A 19,390-nucleotide genomic window follows, 5' to 3' on the forward strand; every position below is an offset into this window, starting at 1 on the left:
CTGCCGTGCAGCATATTAATACTTAAAATGGCCGAGGGTGAAAAATACAGTAAGCAACGGAATTGCCAATAAAAAATACGCTTTGGCTAATTGCACGTTATCAGCATTACCTGTTACAAATACTTTGTACATGTCGGTCTTTATGGTTTCTATTCTCGCTTTCATAACTCAAAAATTAAAGTCACGGTAAATGTGGACTGTTATAATTTTGACAGAAAGCGCACCGCTTGGTTTAATGGTTTACAAATTATCCTTGCTCATTTCGGGATGATAATGCAAACCCGGAGTTAGCCAATGCAACAACACCACCCTTGAATACCTGAAATTAAAAGGCGACAATACCACAGCCACACTTAATATAATACCACAATATAACCATGGGTTGCTGCTGCCAGTTAAAACACTAATGGCAACTGCAAGGGTAACCATCTCGGCAACATTTAAGGCGTAACTCACAAACATGGCCACATAAAAATAGCCTGGCTCACGTTCATAAACGAGGCCGCAGTGTGCGCAGGTTTTGTTCATCACCTGCCCTTTAAAGCCATACATGCTGTTGGCAAACAAGTCGCCCCGGCGACAACGGGGGCATTTGGCGTGCACTATGGCCGGCCAGGCCGCTATTTTATATTGGGTATTTTCCATGATGTTATCCGTTTTAAGATTTTAATATTTGTTTGCGAAACTCTTCGGGGGTAACGCCTTCTGTTTTTTTGAAAAATTTGGTAAAATAAGAGTTGTCGCTAAAATTCAGCCTGAGCGAGATATCGCTGATGTTCAACTGTGGATTGGTGAGCAAGCGTTTAGCCTCCAGCAAAGTGCGGTTACGGATCAGTTCGCCTGCCGATAGATCTAACAGATCCTTACAAACCGCGTTAAGGTGATTTGGGGTGATATAAAGCAATTCGGCATAATCTTTTGGCAGCTTAATATCGGCATAATGCTGTTCAATTAATTTTTGATAGTTTTTGAGCAGTGTTTGATTATAGGTTAGTTTACCAGTACCAACCGGATTGGAATTAAGCCTGTTTACATGGATAAATATCTGTAGCATCAGCAGGCGCACCATATCGCTGCCCGATGGCGCAGGTTTCATTATTTCGTGAATAGTTTGTTCAAACAGCTCTTTTGCGGTGGCAAAAGTATCGGCAGGTAAATTAACCACGGCATCCTTTAAATTGCCGTTAAAAAACGAAAAACTATCCAGGTAACCCGGCTGTAATAAAAACGACTGGATAAAAGCTTCCGAAAAATTGATGATATAACCATCGGTAAAACCCTCAAAATGCCAGGAGTGAACCTGCCCCGGCACCATAAAGTATATTTGACCCGGCTTTACATCAAAACGCTCAAAATCGATGCTATGTGTGCCGGCACCGTGGGTAAATAGTACCAGGTGATAAAACGAATGCCGGTGCGGAAAAAAAAGATTTTTATGAGCATCAAGATACGGTGCAAAACGGCTTACCAGCAAATCATCCTGCCTTACGTCAGACAAGGAACAAATATCATAAACGGGAATGCTTTGTATCATGATTCAAAGCTACACACAATACCATCGCTTTAATGGTACTGTACATAGTTTGAATGGTATTATTTACTGATTTTTTAATTTGGGACTATCAAACCTTAGTCCATTTCTGTATTACGTTCTCCAACCGCTCAAAGGTAAAGGGTTTACTTACAAAATCCTTCATACCGGCTGTGGCACATTCGTTTTCGTCTTCGCTTAAAACATTGGCGGTCATGGCTATAATAGGCGGCGCGTTTTTACCCTGCTTTTTAATAATGGTACGGGTGGCTTGCAGCCCATCCATTTCGGGCATCTGTACATCCATAAATATTAGGTCGTAATGCTGCTTGTCGCTCATCAGGATGGCTTCAACGCCGTTTTCGGCAATGTCGATGCTATAGCCAACCTTTTTAAAAATTTTGCTGGCTATCAACTGGTTCATCTTATTATCCTCGGCCAAAAGTATTTTAAGCGGGCGGTACCTAAAAGTCTCTTTATTATCCGTTTTCGTTTCGGCGGGCAAATCGCCGCTGGTAATTTGCAGGGGCAAATTAAAAATAAACACCGATCCTTTGGCTTCTTTACTGATGGCCCATATTTTGCCCCCCATCAGCTCCACCAGCTTTTTACAGATGGATAGGCCAAGACCGGTACCGCCGTACTTACGCAGGGCGGTAGTATTTACCTGCGTAAATGGCTTAAATAATTGGGTTAATGATTCCTGGCTAATGCCTATACCATCGTCCTTTACGTGGAAACTGATATCCTGTATGCTATCTTTTATCTCGGCCCCTTTAACTGTTACAGTAACCGCGCCTTCATCGGTAAATTTAATGGCGTTGCCTATCAGGTTTACTAAAATTTGCTGCAGGCGCCCCTCATCAACCTTTACAAATTGCGATACATTATCATCAACATGATAACTCAGGTTAATGGGTTTACGCAAATTGGTGATACCTGGCTGGCTAATATCAATGATAGTTTTAACGCAATGCCTGATGTTGGTGGCAACCGGGGTAATGGTTAGTTTATCAGCCTCGATTTTTGAGATATCCAATATATCGCTGATGATATTGATGAGGATGTGCCCGCTTGATTGCAAGGTTTGCAAAAGTTCATGCTGCTCTGGCGTAAGGGCAGACCTGGATAACAACTGCGAAGCCCCGATGATGCCATTTAACGGTGTGCGTATTTCATGGCTCATATTGGCCAAAAAGTTCGATTTAGCAAATGTAGCGGCTTCGGCCTCTTCTTTTGACGACCGGAGTTCAACTTGTGACTGTTGCAGTTCCTCGCTTTTTTTAATTAAGTCCCGTTTATCGCTTTCGTGACTTTTTTTGATGAAACCTATAAGTAAGCCTACCAGTACTATATTAATTACGGCAGATGCAACCAGGTCAAATTCGGCAGATGCTTTGCTGCCTGCCCCTGTTACCCATTCGGGATGCATTTTTTCTAACTGATAACAGGTAACAAAAACTGCACATAACAAAGCGATGAAAATATAATGGTAACGTTGCTTTACTAATAAGGTTATCAATACAATTAAAAAGATGCCTATTTGGGTTGTTGACCCGCTGATGCCACCGTTGTAAAACCAACCAGGGAACATGGCTGCAATACCCAAACCAATATAAATGTAAGCCGTTTTTTCGCTGTAGCGTACAAAACGGCTACGGTAATAAGCAAAAGCAGAAAAACTTAGTACAAAAAGATTGGCCAGTATCAGCCCCCAACTGAACCCTAAAAAGACATTGACACTAACCGATATAACATTATTAAGGCAAATGAATAAGGCTATGGCATTAAAAAGTTTATTCTCGAGCGATAAAGCTGGATCGCCATAACCAATAATTCGCTTCAGCTTTTCMATTTAAAATAAATAATTAATTAAAAAGGTGGTTTTACGTGATAAAGCACTAAAAAGATAGGTTAAGTAAGCGATTTTTTTCTGAATAAAAACAATTTATTCATACAAAGAGCCAAATGGACACATTGAATTGTTTAATAATTAACTTTTTGCTTGGCCCTAATTATAAAGCAAGCGGAGAGTTAGTAAATTACGATTCAAGGCGGGATATTATTGGCAGTTTAGTGTAACTCCAAATTAATAAGCTTTTTATTGATTAATCAGACTTTATTCTTGATTCTCATCACTATATTAGCTACACCGAAACATTTGTTATGACTATCCCCATATACCAGGCTGACGCCTTTACTGATAAATTATTTGGCGGCAACCCTGCGGCTATTTGCCCGCTTGCCGAATGGCTGCCAGATGCTACCATGCAAAAGATAGCCATTGAAAACAATTTGGCAGAAACTGCCTTTTTTGTAAAAACTGATAGTGGCTACAAACTGCGCTGGTTTACCCCCGAATACGAGATTGACCTTTGCGGCCACGCCACCCTGGCAGCCGCTCATATATTGTTTACCGAGTTGGGCTTTGAGGGCGACGAAATACATTTTGAAACCGTAAAAGCAGGCACTTTGCATATTAAACGCGCTGGCGATAAGTACACGATGGATTTTCCGTCAAGGCCGCCCATACCTATTGAACCACCAAACGGGTTGGCCGAGGCGTTAGGCGAAAAACAACCGCTGGCCTTTTTCCGGTCAAGGGATTACTTCCTGGTTTATGAGAGCGAACAGGATATTAAAGACATTATGCCTGATTTTTTCGCCTTGTCAAAAATGGATACTGTGGGCGTTATAGTTACAGCTCCAGGCGATAACAGCGATTTTGTATCGCGCTTCTTCGCCCCCGGTGCGGGCATCCCCGAAGACCCGGTTACGGGATCGGCACATTGTAACCTGATCCCCTACTGGGCAAAAAAGTTAGGTAAAAACACATTGCACGCTTACCAGATCTCGACCCGCCGCGGCGAACTTTGGTGCGAACTTAAAGGCGACCGCGTACTTATGAGTGGCAAAGCTGTAACTTATTTAAGGGGCACAATTTCCGTTAGTCATTAATTTTAAGGCAGCGACAGTGCATATCGCTGCCATCTTATATATTTTTCAACTTGTTTTATCCTCGATTTGGAACTTCAATTCACCAATTATCCGATGCATTGCCAAAAATGCCATATTTTAACCTAAAGGACAACTTAATAACTAATACGATTCAGTTTTCTTAGACCACCCAATCCAAAGTACTGGTTTTTCACCGGGAGAAACATCACTTTCCTTAAGTGAAAATCAACACACCTTTAGGAGCACTATTTTTGAAACTTTTTTTCATAAAACGCATCTATTTTATCGATTTCATATTCAAATAGTACTATTGTTGAAATTTTTATTAGTTTTAGGCGATTATATTTCTCTAACATTGTTTTATATACCCCTATTTTATTAATATTTATTTGAAAACAAAATTACTTTTTTGGATAGCATTTTTAGGAGTAATGATAAACGCTGAGAAAGCAAATGCGGCAACAAATAGTTGGCTTGGCGTTTCTTCCAGTTGGAATACTTCAACTAATTGGTCTTTATCACATGTACCAACAAATTCGGAGGATGTCGTAATTACACTTTCTGGAGTTTTAAATAACCCTACCATAAGTACTACAGCCGGTGCTTGCAAAACGTTAACTATAAATGGCCTTGGCACTACACTCACGTTAAATGGTGTTGGCCTTGCGGTGAGCGGTGCAATCAGTATCAGTACCAATACAACACTTGCAGGTACAGGCACGCTTTCGGGTACCAGTACATTGGCTATAAACGCCGTCGCGTTTACGGCGAATACGCCCGTTAGTGTTAGCGGGGCCGTCACTTTATCAAGCGGAAGCACTTTAACTACCACGGCCGCTGTAGCTGCCGCAGGCATGTCGGTTACGGGCTCAACTGTTGCATTAGGATCGACACTTACACTTTCGGGTGCCTTAACAGCCACAAGCAGCAGCACAATTACGTCTACTACAGGATCAACTATCTCTGCTACAAGTTTATCCATCGCCACAGGTACATACACACTAAGCGGCCAATTAGCAATTAGCGGAGGCATGACAGTGACGAGTTCGACAACAATTACTACTAATGCAACCGGCAACACCATTGGTGCCGCGTTATTTGTGGGCCAGCCTTTTGCATTAACCTGGAATGGAACAGGCACAACAACCTTAACCGGCGACCCAACTTTTAAGTTTAATTCGTCTTTAACTATTGGAACCGGTAATACAATTACATTTGCAGCCAATACAACTATTGATTATTCGGGTACTCAAAAACCATTTACCAATAATGGAACGCTGTATTTACTTTCCGGCTGTGCTTTAAGTCTAGGCACTTCAAGTTCTTTTATAAATACGGGCACCCTCAATTTAGCATCAAGCACACTAAGTTTATCCGGCGGCAACCAAAACATAGCCAATACAGGTACAATTATCGCAAGTTCATCAACCATAACTTTAAACAACAACAACGTAAATTTAACCAATTCGGGCACTGCGTTGGTAACTGCTAAAAACACTACGTTCAACATATCGGGATCTGGCTCCTATATCGACAATTCATATACATTGAATGCAACCGGTTGTACTTTTAATTTCAACAATGGTAACTACATAAAGAACTCGGGCACACTAACTACGCAATCGGGCTGTATATTCAATGTGAGTACATCCAACTCGTATATCGCTAATACAGCTACTTATAACGACCACGGATCGACCTATAACCTGTTTGGCTCAGGCTCCTATTTTCAAAATTCTGGTACCAGTGCGGTTGTGAAAGCCCGGGGAGCTACTTTTAACCTTGGCACCAACGGAAGTAATTCTATGAATATGACCAACAGTGGCACCTTCACCGCCGATTCTACGTCATATATCAACCTGGCATCGTACCAGGATGGATTAACCAATACAGGTGTTTTTAACGCCGGTACTTCCGGATCCTCCTGTGTAATTACATTAAGCGCCCAGGCTTGTTTTGTTACCAATACCGGCAGCTCGTCACAAGCTGCATATTTCAATCTTGGTTCAACATCTATCATCGATCTTTCGGCCGGTTACCTGCCAACGGTAACCAACACCAACAATGCTTATTCGTTTTTTACTTTAATGTCTGATGCCTCAGGGTCTGCTGCTTTTGATCAGATATCATCTACCGGCTACGATTCGGGTACTCTGGCAATTGCAGGCACATATAATGTTCAACGTTTTGTAAGCGGCGGCAATCTTGCAACCAACCGCGGCTACAGAATTTTTTCATCGCCAACAAACATTACAAGTCCTTATTCCACAAGTACTACTTATACCAATTACATCACATTAAACACGCTAAAAAACAGCTATACGGTTTACAGCAGTTTATCTGCCAGTTCAAGCTATCCCGGCGCGTTTACTGCAGGGCCTTCGGGCGGAACAGGCTTTAGTTATATTAACCCCAATAACAACTCAATTATATATTTTTATAACGAAACCAGGGCATCAAGCAATTTAACATTCAATTCGGGCAAGCACGTTGGGGTTACCGCTATTGGTGCCAGCACCGTTACATTAAATGGCGTTGGAGCTGTAAGCATGCCTGTGGGCAATGGTTATTTAATGTATTATGTTGGGCCCAATAGTCGTACAAATGGCACTACAGGCAACCCGCTGGATTGTTACATTACCAATGTAGGTTACATTAACCAGGGCGATGTTACGGTTGCATTATGGTATACCCCTAAAAACGGGGCATCAAATGCAGCTACAGGCCAGCTATCTTATTCGTTAAGTACGTTAACCGGCGGTGCCGGCTATAATATGGTAGGTAATCCTTATCCAAGCACAATCAATATAGCCACGGTGCTGGGCCATAACTCCAATATAAGTACCGCTTATTTACTAAACAGAACCAATAGCCCTGGTCAGGCCTATTATGCTTACACCGCAAACGGCACATCGGCACCTGGTATTGGTTACGCCTTAAGTGGCGAAGGTTTCCTGGTACGTACAACAAGCGGGGGCAACTCATTAACATTTAAGGAGACCGATAAAGTTGCTACACAACAGCTTACCGGCAGCAACCTACTTATGTCGTTGCCAAAAGGCCAGGCGTTAACAATTGATGGCACCGGTAAATCTTTTAAAAGTGCCGCCACAGCATTTGGACCCCAAACGGCCTCGGTTAAAGAGTCAGATGCTCAAGGCAATCCGCTTACTGGTTTATATGTAAAACTTGAAAAAGACAGCGCTACATACGATTATTGCGGCGTATATTTCAGAAGCGACTGGCAAAGCACCTATAATGAAAACTTAGACGCGTTGGAGCTGGATGCAAGCACCTCAAGTGCGTTGGTGTCAAGCCTTTCATCAGATGGGATGAATGCATCTGTAAAGCACTTTCCTGATTATAGAAAAGGCGTAAGCATTAAGCTTTATGCCAACGGAAAGACTGATGGCTTATACAACTTAAAAGTTGAAGGAATACGTAATATTGATACCAATAACTACAAAATAACCCTGCTTGACCACTTTAAAAAAGACTCGTTAGATATCGGGCGCTATAAATCTTACGCTTTTAACATCTTAAAAAGCGATACCGGCACTTATGGCGCCAATAGGTTTGAACTATCTATTCAGCAACTGCCAAGTACTGCCCGGTATCAGTTGGCAAGTTTCACGGCACAAAAGGCAACAGATGGTGTGCTGCTTACCTGGCGGGCATACAACGAGGGAGTTAATTACTTTTATACGCTTGAAAAACAACAGGCAAATGGTACCGGTTACACCTCTTTATATCAAATACAAAGTAATGGTGGCACCATTTATAAATACACCGACAAAACACCAAATACAGGCAATAATATTTACCGCCTAAAACAGGTAGATCTATTTGGTAACATCACCTACTCGGCACTTGTTAATATTTACTACGATAACAACGGCAATGCAAGTATGTTCACCTTATACCCTAATCCTACCGTAGAGGCAATTAATATAAATGTAACCTATGGTAAAACATCATCTGCCACCACCGGGAGTTATAAATTAAATATTTATGATGCAACAGGTTCATTGGTAACCCAAAAAACAGCCGATAACAGTTCGTTCAGTCAAAACGTTTCGGAATTTAAAGCAGGTGTTTATGTTGTAGAATTAAAAGACAATAAGGGCAGTTCGTTAGGAAAGACCAAATTTTTAAAGCAATAGTAAAATCATCTGCTCTAATAAAAAAATGTAGCACATCCAAATGACAATGCCTCACTTATTGCCAATTTAACTATTGCTAATATTACTGCTTCAGCCAAAACAAAGGGCCAATTACCCCGAATACTTTCGCTTTATTTTGCACCGCATACTCATTTCTCTTTCGGTTATCGTAGGAATGATTGTAGCTGCCTTATTTACAGAGATTGACTTAAACGAAGAAGATTATTGCTTGTTTAAGTCGGCTACATTGGTTACAACAAGAAACATTTTCACCGCATATTTTCGTATACTGCAAAACCGCTTAAAATAAATACATGAAGGCAGTAGCTGCAGTTTATTTTTTTTCTTTTCAGATAAACAAAACTGAGCAAAAAAACTATAAGGAAACTTTATTTTTTTTATTTCCGTAAACGTTTTGAATACAATAAGTTTAGGTATTTTTATCATGATAAAACCTACCAATGTAACTATTGTAAACCTTATTTAATTAAATAGCCAGTTGAAAACGAGATTCCTTTTTTGTCTTCTGCTTTTCGTAATGACATTAAATATTACGGATGTAGCTGCAACGACTTATACATGGGTTGGCGGACTCTCGGGCAGCTGGACTCAAAACTCAAACTGGTCTCCAAGTACCGGGTATCCGGGAAGCAGCGGAACAACAGATGTGGCGCAAATCCAATTGTCGCTGGCAAATATTACGCTTTCAAGCAGTATTACAATTTCCTCGCTTCAAACACAAAATTATGGCACATACGGGGTAACAATTACAATGTCAGGGTCGCCTACGGTAAATATTAGTAGCCTAACGGTCGCTCAGCCAGTTGCTTCGTTAATCGGGATTACATTTACCGGCCCTGGTACGGTTAACATAGCTACCTCACCTTCCTTTGGTTATGCAGCAGGTTTTGGTGTTGGTGTTAACGCTACGGTAAATTTTGCTTCAGGGGCGGCGGTATCCTTCAACAATCCCCCCTCATTTGTTTGTGATGGCACGCTTAATTTAAATAATGCAACATTTACAACAACAACCTCTTCAACCATAAGCTCAACAGGTACGCTTAATATCAGTGGGGCGAGCGCCTCTTTTTCAACAAGCGCCGCTACCACAAATAATGGAACTATCAATTGCACAAGCGGCACGTTTTATACCACAAGCGACTTAACTAATAATAATAAAATAGCCTTAACAAGCAATGCCTTATTTGACTTTCCCGGAACACCGTCTATTTTTACAAATACAAATACCTTAACGTTAAACTCATCAACTATAAGGTTAAACAATACTAACTGCCGCTTAATAAACTCTGGCTCGGCAACCGTCACTGGGGTTAGTAGTACGTTTAATATGGCAGGTGCGGGTACTTATATTACTAACTCGGCAACGTTTAAAGCTACCGCTTGCAGCTTCCCGTTTGGCAATGGCAACAATATTCAAAATTCCGGCACATTTACAACACAGTCTGCATGTACATTTGGCTTAACAACAAGCAGTTCATATTTTAGCAACACAGGCACATTCAGAGACCATGGCTCTACGTTCACCCTGAGCGGGCAAAGCTGTAACATTCAAAATACGGGTTCAGGAAATTTTTATGGCAGCGGCACCACTATAACCTTTGGCCCCACCAATAACGGGCATGTTATCAATAATACGAATATATTTAAAGTAGATTCGGCATCTGTTATCACAATAGGCACTTTTACCAGTGCTATAACCAATTCAGGTACATTTTATTGCGGAACATCAAATTCGGCGTGTAATATAACTTTAACCGGACAATCTGCCAATATTGCAAATACCAATATTTTTTATGTTGGTTCAACTTCTGTTATAACCATGAGTGGAGTTACCGAAAATGTAACCAATACAAACCCAGGCATTTTAACATTACAATCAGACCAATACGGATCGGCAGCTTTTGGTGCTATCAATTCTGGTTGCACTGCCGTAGGATTATTTAATGTGGAACGTTTTTTAACTGGCGGCGGATTATCATCCAATCGCGGGTATCGTTTGCTATCCTCTCCGGTTAACCAAACCAGCGCAACCTCAAGTACATCAAATACAGTGGGGCTAAATTATCTGAATAGTCACGTGTATCGTAATGCTACCTACGCAGGTGCTTTTACCGCCGGGCCCGGCGGCACCTCAAGCGGGTTTAGTTACGCCAATACCAACCCAACTATTTACGTTTATCGCGAAAACCTGAACAATAATAATTCACTTTTCACATCGGGCAAAAATGTTGCGGTAATAAAAATTACAACAACCAATACGACGAGTGCAACAGGCACAACCAGCACTATCGATCTTACCAATACACAGACAGGTTCTTCGCTCGGGCAATCGCTACCGGTAGCCAACGGGTTCCTGATGTATTTTGTTGGGCCAAGCAGCCGTACCGACGGATCAACGTCAACCGCGCCTGCCAATACTACATTAACAGCAGGGGGGTACATTAACCAGGGGGATGTTACCGTCAATTTATGGTATAGCCCTAACGGCGGAGTAGGGAAGCTTGGCAATACGGCATCATTATCCCCGGGCTATAACATGGTTGGTAACCCCTATCCCTGTACCATAAACCTGGCAACAGTTTTATCCGACAATAACAGCAGTACCGGAATTGATAACATTTACCTATTATCGGCAAAAAATAGCCCAAACCAGGTTTACACTGCCTATACCGCCTCGGGTACTTCGGCGCCGCTGGGCACCGGCGGCCGCGGTTATGCTGCAAGCGGCGAAGGGTTTATGGTACATGCAAAGTCATCTGCGGGCATTTCAGGCGCGCTTACATTTAAAGAAAGTGAAAAAGCGCCCCTTATTCAGCTCACAGGAAGTTCGTCGATTTTATCGGCACCCGAACGGCCAATACTTACCATAAGTAATATTAATACCGGAAGAAGTTTCAATCAACTAATTCCGGTCGGCGGCAACACAACTATTCAATCTATACAGGATGGGTTAACCGGTCTTTTCATGAAGATGGAAAAAGACAGTACAACTTATGATTATTGTGGGATCTATTTCAATGATCAATGGGATGCCAAATTCCATGATGGTGACGCCTTTGATCTTGACGGCGCCGGCCCGAGAGTTTATATGTCGAGCTATTCGTCAGATGGTATACGCTCGGCAGTAAAACATTTTCCCGATTATAAAAAAGGAGCGCTTATCAGGCTATATACCGATAGCAAAACTGATGGTTTATATAAATTAAAAATAGAAGGCATCCAAAACATTGATACCCTCAATTACAAAATAACCCTACTGGACCATTTCAAGAACGATTCGTTGGATATTGGGCGCTATAAATCTTATGCTTTCAACATCTTAAAAAGCGATACCAACACTTTTGGCGCCAACCGGTTTAAGTTATCTATCAGGCAATTGCCGGCATCCGTTTATCAGTTGGCAAGCTTTAATGCCCAAAAGGCTACGGATGGTGTTTTACTCACCTGGCGTGCTTACAATGAAGGCAATAATTACTCCTTCAGTCTCGAAAAACAGCAGGCAAACGGCACCAACTATTCGCCAATTTATCAGTTGCAGAGCAATGGCGGCACAATTTATAAGTACACTGATAAAACACCAAACGCGGGCAATAACATTTACCGCTTAAAACAGGTCGACTTATTTGGAAACATCACCTACTCGGCCCTGGTTAATATTTACTATGATAAAAGTGGCAATGTTAATATGTTTACCCTTTACCCCAACCCCACCGCCGAAACGATCAATGTAAACGTAACATACGGCAAAACATCATCGGCGACAACCGGAAGCTATAAATTAAACATTTATGATGCCGCAGGAACATTGGTGACTCAAAGAACATCGGCTAACAGTAGCTGGTCTGAAAACGTTTCGCATTTTAAACCAGGTGTTTATATTGTTGAATTAACAGAAAATGGCGGAAATTCGTTGGGAAAAGCTAAATTTGTAAAAAAATAAGTAATAGATATATTGATGAAGATTTGCAAGACTGGGTTGAAGTGCGTTTATAGTGTATTAGTTACGTTTCTTTTAATAACGGCGCCCGTAATAGGCCATGCGCAGGGTGAGTTGCCTTGTAATGATGCCGATCCTTTTAATTCAGCATGCCCGCTTGATACCTGGGTAGTGGCACTTGTAATTGCGGCTGGTTTATCGGCTGCAGTATATTTGCATCGCAAACAAAAAGCATTTCAATCCTAAAGTTTTTTCGTCAAACCTCGGTTTTATTATCTGAAGTTTGATATCATATTTCCGGTTCCCTATTGCCCCAAAACGCAGTACCAGTGCGTTAACACCTTCATATTAACCTGCCGGCCAAAAAAAAATACACCAACTTTGATGCCGATCCTTGCGCTGACGGTTTTCCTTCGGGGTGGCAAGCAATCAATATTCCTGTTGTTTTTAAAAAGAAAGTTAAATTTCTTTTTAAAAACAGGCAGGTAGAATTATGTTTCACACCCGTCTTAAACAGCTTACTATCCAAAAAAGGTCCGCAAGTACACAAAATACAATCGGGGCAAACATTATTCAACTTTCCCGATATTTTTTTAAGGAAACACAAAACAATACCGCCTTCATTATCGTAAAAAAACACAGGTTTCTTTAAAGGAAAACCACCAGGTGTTCTAAGTTTATTTTATACCCGATAAGTTGAAACGTTTATACATTCTTTTAATAATCCTGATGTTTGTACCAGCAATACAGCTCCTGGCCCAAACTGCGCCCGGTATCACTTATTCACCTTCAACAAATATTTATTCAGTAGGTACTCCTATTACAACTCTTTCCCCCACAACTTCGGGCGGAGCGGTATCCCCGGCTAATTACGGTGCTGTTTCAACATTCGTAAGTTTAAATAGTGCTTACAGCATCTTCATTGATGGTTCAAACAATGTTTTTGCTACAGATTACAATAATGGTTATGTATATAAATATAACTCCGCCGGTACAAATACGCTTTTTATTAATACGCCTTACTTTCAAACTTCAGAGGTAGCGGTAGATGGGTCGGGAAATATATACGTTTCTTGCTACACAAACAATGTTGTTTTAAAATATAGTTCAAGCGGAACACTATTGAATACAATAACTGGCTTTAGTAATCCTTTAGGAATTGCATTTGATGCATCAAACAATGCATACGTGGCTAACAGCGGGGCAGGTAACATTATTAAAATAGCGGCAGGTACAGCTGCAACAAGTACTTTTTTAACTGGCTTCTCATCAATATATGGAATAATTATCGACGCATCCGGCAACACATACGTTTCGCAACTCACTCAAAACAATATAATTAAAATTGCCAACGGATCAACCACTAAAACCACATTTGCAACCGGCTTTAACCTTCCACGACATTTAAGTGAAGATGCCTATGGCAATATTTACGTAGCCGATTACGGCAACAATGCTATCAAACGCATTAGCAGCACAGGTACTGTTACCACCATACTATCAACTGGCTTAAACAGTCCCCGACAAGCTGCATTCGATTCCAATGGTAATCTCTTTGAGGCCGACTATGGTACCAATACGATAAAAGAATCTTTGGCTACCACCTATTCTATCAGCGCCACATTGCCGGCAGGTTTAAGTTTCAGTACAACAACAGGCCAAATTACCGGCACCCCTACTGCTACATCAGCTTCAACCAACTATACTATTACTGCCTACAATACAGGTGGCAGCGGCAGTACCGTGGTAAATATAACCGTAAACTCAGGAGCGCCCTCTGTTACCAATGGTTCGGCTTGTGGTGCAGGTGCGGTCACTTTAACTGCATCCGGCGGTTTTCCATCAGGCGGAACTTATAACTGGTATGCCACTTCATCTGGCGGCGCAGCTTTACAGAACACCACATCTGCCACCTACACTCCTACTATTGCAGCTACAAGAACATTTTATGTTTCATATACTTCCGGCGGTATCGAGACCTCCCGCACAGCAGTCACAGCAACTATTTATCCGGAAGTTTCTTCACCCATCGCCAACTCCACAATTTCTTATTCGTTTTCAGGAAACACAAAAGATGTTTCAGGTAATCAAAATGATGGCATATTAATAAACGCTCCCACCCTTACCACAGACAGATATGGAGCGGCAAACAGTGCTTACAGCTTTAACGGCACCAACCAATTTATCGAAACTACTACCCCGGCAGGTAACCCTCAAACCTTCTCGATAAGTGTTTGGTTTAATACCTTAACCACGTCAGGTGGCCGGTTGGTTGGTATTTCGCAAAACCAGGCAGGCACAGGAAGCTTCGACAGGCATATTTACATGAATAACGCCGGTCAGATTTATTTTGGTGTTTATTTTGGCGCAACCAACACCGTTAATACCACATCGGCGTATAATGATGGTTACTGGCACCATGTTGTTGCCACATTATCATCAACATCGGGCATGAAGCTGTATGTTGATAACATACTTCAGGCATCAAATGCGGCTTATACATCGGCCGAACCGCAAACAAACGCCTACTGGGAAATAGGCGGCAATAATCTTGGTGGCTGGCCATCGTCGCCAACAAGCGCATATTTTAGTGGTAAAATTGATGATGTTTCCATTTACAGCACCGAACTATCTGCAGCCACGGTAGCTGCATCAAACGATGTATTACAAATTGGCACCTACGCCCCAGTATGCACCGGCAATCCGCTAACTATTTATGCACCAACTATCACCGGTGCCACCTATACATGGACAGATCCTTCAGGCGCTACCACTACCGGGCAAAACCCAACATTTAGCAGCGCTATAGCCGGTACCTACTCGGTTACTGTAACCGGCGGGCCGGGGGGCTGTAGTTCGACAGCCACATTTACACCAACCCTCCTTACGGGGGCATCGTCGGCATTCACGGCCACTTCGCCGGTTTATGGATCAGGTACATCTACAGTTACCTATACTGGTACCGATCCGGCAACATCAACCTTTACCTGGGATTTTGGCGGCGGCACACCTGCAACAGGAACAGGAAAAGGGCCGTTTTCGGTTACCTGGAGTACTACCGGTACCAAAACTATTACATTAACGGTTACCAATGCCGCCAGCTGTAGCTCAACATCAACTCAAACGGTTGTTTATAGTGGCGCCCTGGCAGGCTACGGTTTCAGCAAGCCAATTGTGTTAAACACATCATCAATAACCGGGGGCATATCATCAACCCTTACAAACTTTCCGGCGCTGGTTTATATACAGGATGACGCGCTTAAAACAGGTAATGCCTGCGGCGATAAGGTGCAATACCCAACAGGAAACGGTGGCGGTCTTGCGGCAGGTACAAACTACGATTTTGCTTTTACCCTTGCAGGCAGCACCACCGAATTGAATTATCAGATTGATACCTATGATCAGGTTAACGGCATTTTACTGGCCTGGGTACAAATAAGTTCATTAACGTCAACAAATACCAGTCTTACTTTTTATTTCGGATCGGCAACCCCTACGCATACTGCGGCGTTTGCCACATCCACATGGTCAAGCGATTATCTTGCCGTTTACCATTTTAGCGAAGGATCTGCCACGGCTACCGTTTTGGATGCAACCAGCAACGGCCGAAAGCTTACCCAATCAAATACAACCGTAAGCAACGATGAGATCCATGTAGCAGCTGGCATGCCGGTTGTTGGTGGTGGTTATAGTTTCAATGGTACAAGCAGTAAAATTATTCAAACCTCCGGCACAAATCCAGATATCACAGGCAAATTCACATTGTCGGCATGGGTATATTATAACGGCTCATCATCAAGTGATAATAAGATCATATCTGACGAACTGAATTATGGGCATGGCTACAAAATGAGCGTTAAATCGGGCAAAATTGAAACCGAAACACGAACAACAGCAAACCCGGTGCCAGGCAACCTCTTGCAAACAGGTACGGTATCGTCGGCAACGTGGACGTATATACAAGGTGAATTTGATGGTACCAAATTTATAAATTTTGTAAACGGAACGGCTTCGGCTACCACAGCAACCGGATACGCCCCTGAAGCCGGTAACGTAATTTCTTTGGGCGTTGACTATTTACTTCCAACCGGGACAACAAATTTTTATAACGGCTATATGGATGAAGTGCGCATCTCAAACGTTGCAAAATCGGCGGATTGGATAAAAGCAGAATATTACAATCAATCAAATCCTACAACTTTTACAAATTACAGTGGTTCTGTTTCTACTTATCCAACCAATGCCTCGGCGCTAACTGGCGCCCTTGTATACACATGGACAGGCACCACCAGTACCGACCCCACCGTTGCGGGCAATTGGGACATAGGCCAGGCACCAGTATTTAACAGCAAAACATCTTTTGTTGTTCCGGTTGTTGGCACCGGCAATTACCCGGCTTTAACTTCCGATGTCGGTATTTACGGCCTTACTATTGCCAATGGTGCATCACTTAATTTAAATGGTCATATTTTAAGTGTGGGATGCAATATTTACAATAATACAACCACCGGCGGCACAGGCATACTTAACGCAAGCAACATGGCATCGGCCATTAACTGGAACGGCTCACTGGCGGCACAATCCTACACCGGCACCAATAATACCAACACCGCTATACTGGGCAATATGACGGTAAATAACACAGCATCCGGCACAGTTACAATAAAAAGTGGGCCTGTAGATGTATACAATTTGCTAACAATGACACAGGGTAACCTGGCTATTGATAATGCCAGCAACGGGTTATTGACATTGAAAAGCTCAGCCTCGCAATCGGCAGCAGTCGCTGTGCTTCCGGTAGCCTGTAAAATCACCGGCCAGGTTGCGGTAGAACGTTTTTTAACCGGGGGTAATTCCTTATCGAACAGAGGATACCGCGTACTATCGTCACCTGTTAACCAAACAAGCGCCACCATAGCATCAACCAATACCTTTGCTATGAATTATATGGGCAGCCATACTTACAATAGTATTACCTATGCAGGCGCCATGACTGCCGGATTAAATGGTGCTACCAATGGCTTTACCATTTCAAACGCCAACCCAACCATCTATTTGTACAAAGAGCCTCTTAAAATTGATAATAAAACCTTTACATCGGGTAAGCACGTTGGCGTTAGTAATATTTACACCTCCGGAGGTAACAGTGTGATTGACCTTACCGACGGTACAACTACAAAAGCGGTTCCTATAGGCAATGGCTTTATCATGTACTTTGTAGGCCCAAGCAGCCGTACAAGCGGTACCACTTCCATAACACCGGCAGATGCAACCATAAGCGCTACAGGCTATCTGAACCAGCAGGGTTTTACTGTAAATTTATGGTATACCCCTGCCGGCGGCGCAAACAAATTGTCAAATTCAGCAGTGGCGTTGCCGGGTTATAATCTGGTGGGTAACCCTTACGCATCAACAATTGATTTAAGTAAAGTATTGGCCGACAACGCCTCAGCAGCTACCGGGATAGACAATATCTATATCCTATCGGCCAAAAATAGTCCTAATCAAACCTATACTGTGTACACGGCTGCAGGTACCTCGGCACCTACCGGGACCGGCGGCCAGGGTTACGCATTAAGTGGCGAAGGTTTTATGGTGCATGTTAAAAGTTCGGCCGGCAACAACGGCGTACTAACCTTTAGCGAATCGGAAAAAGCGCCTACCGTTCAGCTTACAGGCACCTCCCTTATTATGGCCGAGCCGCAGAAACCTATTTTAGCAAACAATGGCAGCGTAAATACTGGCCTAAGCTTTAATGCCCTTACCCCCGCCGGCATGCAGCGAGACAGCCTTACCGGCTTGTACATGAAAATGGAAAAGGACAGCCTTACCTATGATTATTGCGGCATTTATTTTGGCCAAAACTGGGGTGCAAACTTCCAGGATGGCGATGCACGGGATCTTGACGGGGCCGGGCCACAGGTGTACATGTCCAGTTTATCGGCAGATGGGATCCGATCGGCCGTGAAGCACTTCCCCGACTATCGGAAAGGCCTAAAAATTAAGTTGTATGCAGATGGAAAAGCCAATGGCATGTATACTTTAAGAATGGAAGGCATCCGCAATATCGATACCAATAACTATAAAATAACGTTGCTTGATCACTTTAAAAAGGACTCTACGGATATTGGCCGCTACAAATCATACGCTTTTAATGTGTTAAAAAGCGATACCAATACTTTTGGCGCCAACCGCTTCGAGCTTTCCATTCAGCAACTGCCGGGTGCCAGGTACCAATTAGCAACATTTACTGCTCAAAAAGCTACAGATGGCGTACTGGTAACCTGGAGAACATACAACGAAGGCGCAAACTACTCCTTCATGCTGGAAAAACAACAAAGCAACGGAACCGACTTTTCGCCGGTTTATCAAATCCAAAGTGATGGCGGCACCATTTATAAGTACACCGATAAAACACCAAACACCGGTAATAATGTATATCGTTTAAAACAGGTAGACCTGTTTGGCAATATCACCTACTCGGCACCGGTTAACGTTTATTACGACAATAGCGGTAATGCAAGCCTGTTTAGTTTGTACCCCAACCCTACTGTAGAAAAGATTAATGTTAACGTTACCTACGGAAAAACAAACACAACGGCATCAACGTATAAGTTAACCATATATGATGTTACAGGTATGATGGTATTGCAAAAAACGACCGATAGCAGCACTTTTAGCGAAAATGTTTCGCAATTTAAACCTGGCGTTTACGTAGTTGAACTCAAAGATAAAAGTGGCAGCTCATTAGGAAAAGCCAAGTTCATGAAAAAATGATAT

General features: G+C 42.5%; 9 protein-coding genes. 4 read left to right on the forward strand and 5 right to left on the reverse strand.

What is annotated here, in order from left to right:
* Positions 1 to 15: 15 nt before the first annotated feature.
* From AC1DV1_RS07195 to AC1DV1_RS07210, 4 genes are all read right to left on the reverse strand, one after another.
* On the reverse strand, positions 16 to 165 hold the full coding sequence (locus AC1DV1_RS07195; protein ID WP_477357019.1) for a hypothetical protein: 150 nt from the start codon (positions 163 to 165) through the stop codon (positions 16 to 18).
* A 75-nt stretch (positions 166 to 240) separates the two neighbouring features.
* Positions 241 to 645 carry a DUF983 domain-containing protein gene (locus AC1DV1_RS07200; protein ID WP_477357021.1) on the reverse strand — a complete coding sequence of 135 codons (405 nt, stop codon included), beginning with the start codon at positions 643 to 645 and terminating at the stop codon, positions 241 to 243.
* 13 nt (positions 646 to 658) lie between these two features.
* Positions 659 to 1,534 carry an AraC family transcriptional regulator gene (locus tag AC1DV1_RS07205; protein WP_477357023.1) on the reverse strand — a complete coding sequence of 292 codons (876 nt, stop codon included), beginning with the start codon at positions 1,532 to 1,534 and terminating at the stop codon, positions 659 to 661.
* Between the two features lie 88 nt (positions 1,535 to 1,622).
* Positions 1,623 to 3,140 carry an ATP-binding protein gene (locus tag AC1DV1_RS07210; RefSeq protein WP_477357025.1) on the reverse strand — a complete coding sequence of 506 codons (1,518 nt, stop codon included), beginning with the start codon at positions 3,138 to 3,140 and terminating at the stop codon, positions 1,623 to 1,625.
* Positions 3,141 to 3,697: 557 nt separating this feature from the next.
* Here AC1DV1_RS07210 and AC1DV1_RS07215 point away from each other — a divergent pair.
* A complete protein-coding gene (locus tag AC1DV1_RS07215; RefSeq protein WP_477357027.1) occupies positions 3,698 to 4,489 on the forward strand; it encodes a PhzF family phenazine biosynthesis protein in 792 nt (263 codons plus the stop codon).
* 385 nt (positions 4,490 to 4,874) lie between these two features.
* Here AC1DV1_RS07215 and AC1DV1_RS07220 read toward each other — a convergent pair whose 3' ends face one another.
* Positions 4,875 to 5,471 (reverse strand): hypothetical protein, encoded by a 597-nt coding sequence (locus AC1DV1_RS07220; RefSeq protein WP_477357029.1) that lies wholly within the window; start codon positions 5,469 to 5,471, stop codon positions 4,875 to 4,877.
* Between the two features lie 49 nt (positions 5,472 to 5,520).
* Here AC1DV1_RS07220 and AC1DV1_RS07225 point away from each other — a divergent pair, with 49 nt between their 5' ends.
* The 3 genes from AC1DV1_RS07225 (at position 5,521) to AC1DV1_RS07235 (ending at position 19,387) form a co-directional block, all read left to right on the forward strand.
* Entirely contained in the window at positions 5,521 to 8,652 is a 3,132-nt protein-coding gene (locus tag AC1DV1_RS07225) for a T9SS type A sorting domain-containing protein (RefSeq protein ID WP_477357030.1), read from the forward strand.
* Between the two features lie 538 nt (positions 8,653 to 9,190).
* Positions 9,191 to 12,613 carry a T9SS type A sorting domain-containing protein gene (locus tag AC1DV1_RS07230; protein WP_477357032.1) on the forward strand — a complete coding sequence of 1,141 codons (3,423 nt, stop codon included), beginning with the start codon at positions 9,191 to 9,193 and terminating at the stop codon, positions 12,611 to 12,613.
* 726 nt (positions 12,614 to 13,339) lie between these two features.
* Positions 13,340 to 19,387: a LamG-like jellyroll fold domain-containing protein gene (locus AC1DV1_RS07235; protein ID WP_477357034.1), complete on the forward strand. Its 6,048-nt coding sequence runs from the start codon at positions 13,340 to 13,342 to the stop codon at positions 19,385 to 19,387.
* Positions 19,388 to 19,390 lie beyond the last annotated feature (3 nt).

It is taken from the genome of Mucilaginibacter sp. P4_D1, assembly GCF_056401935.1.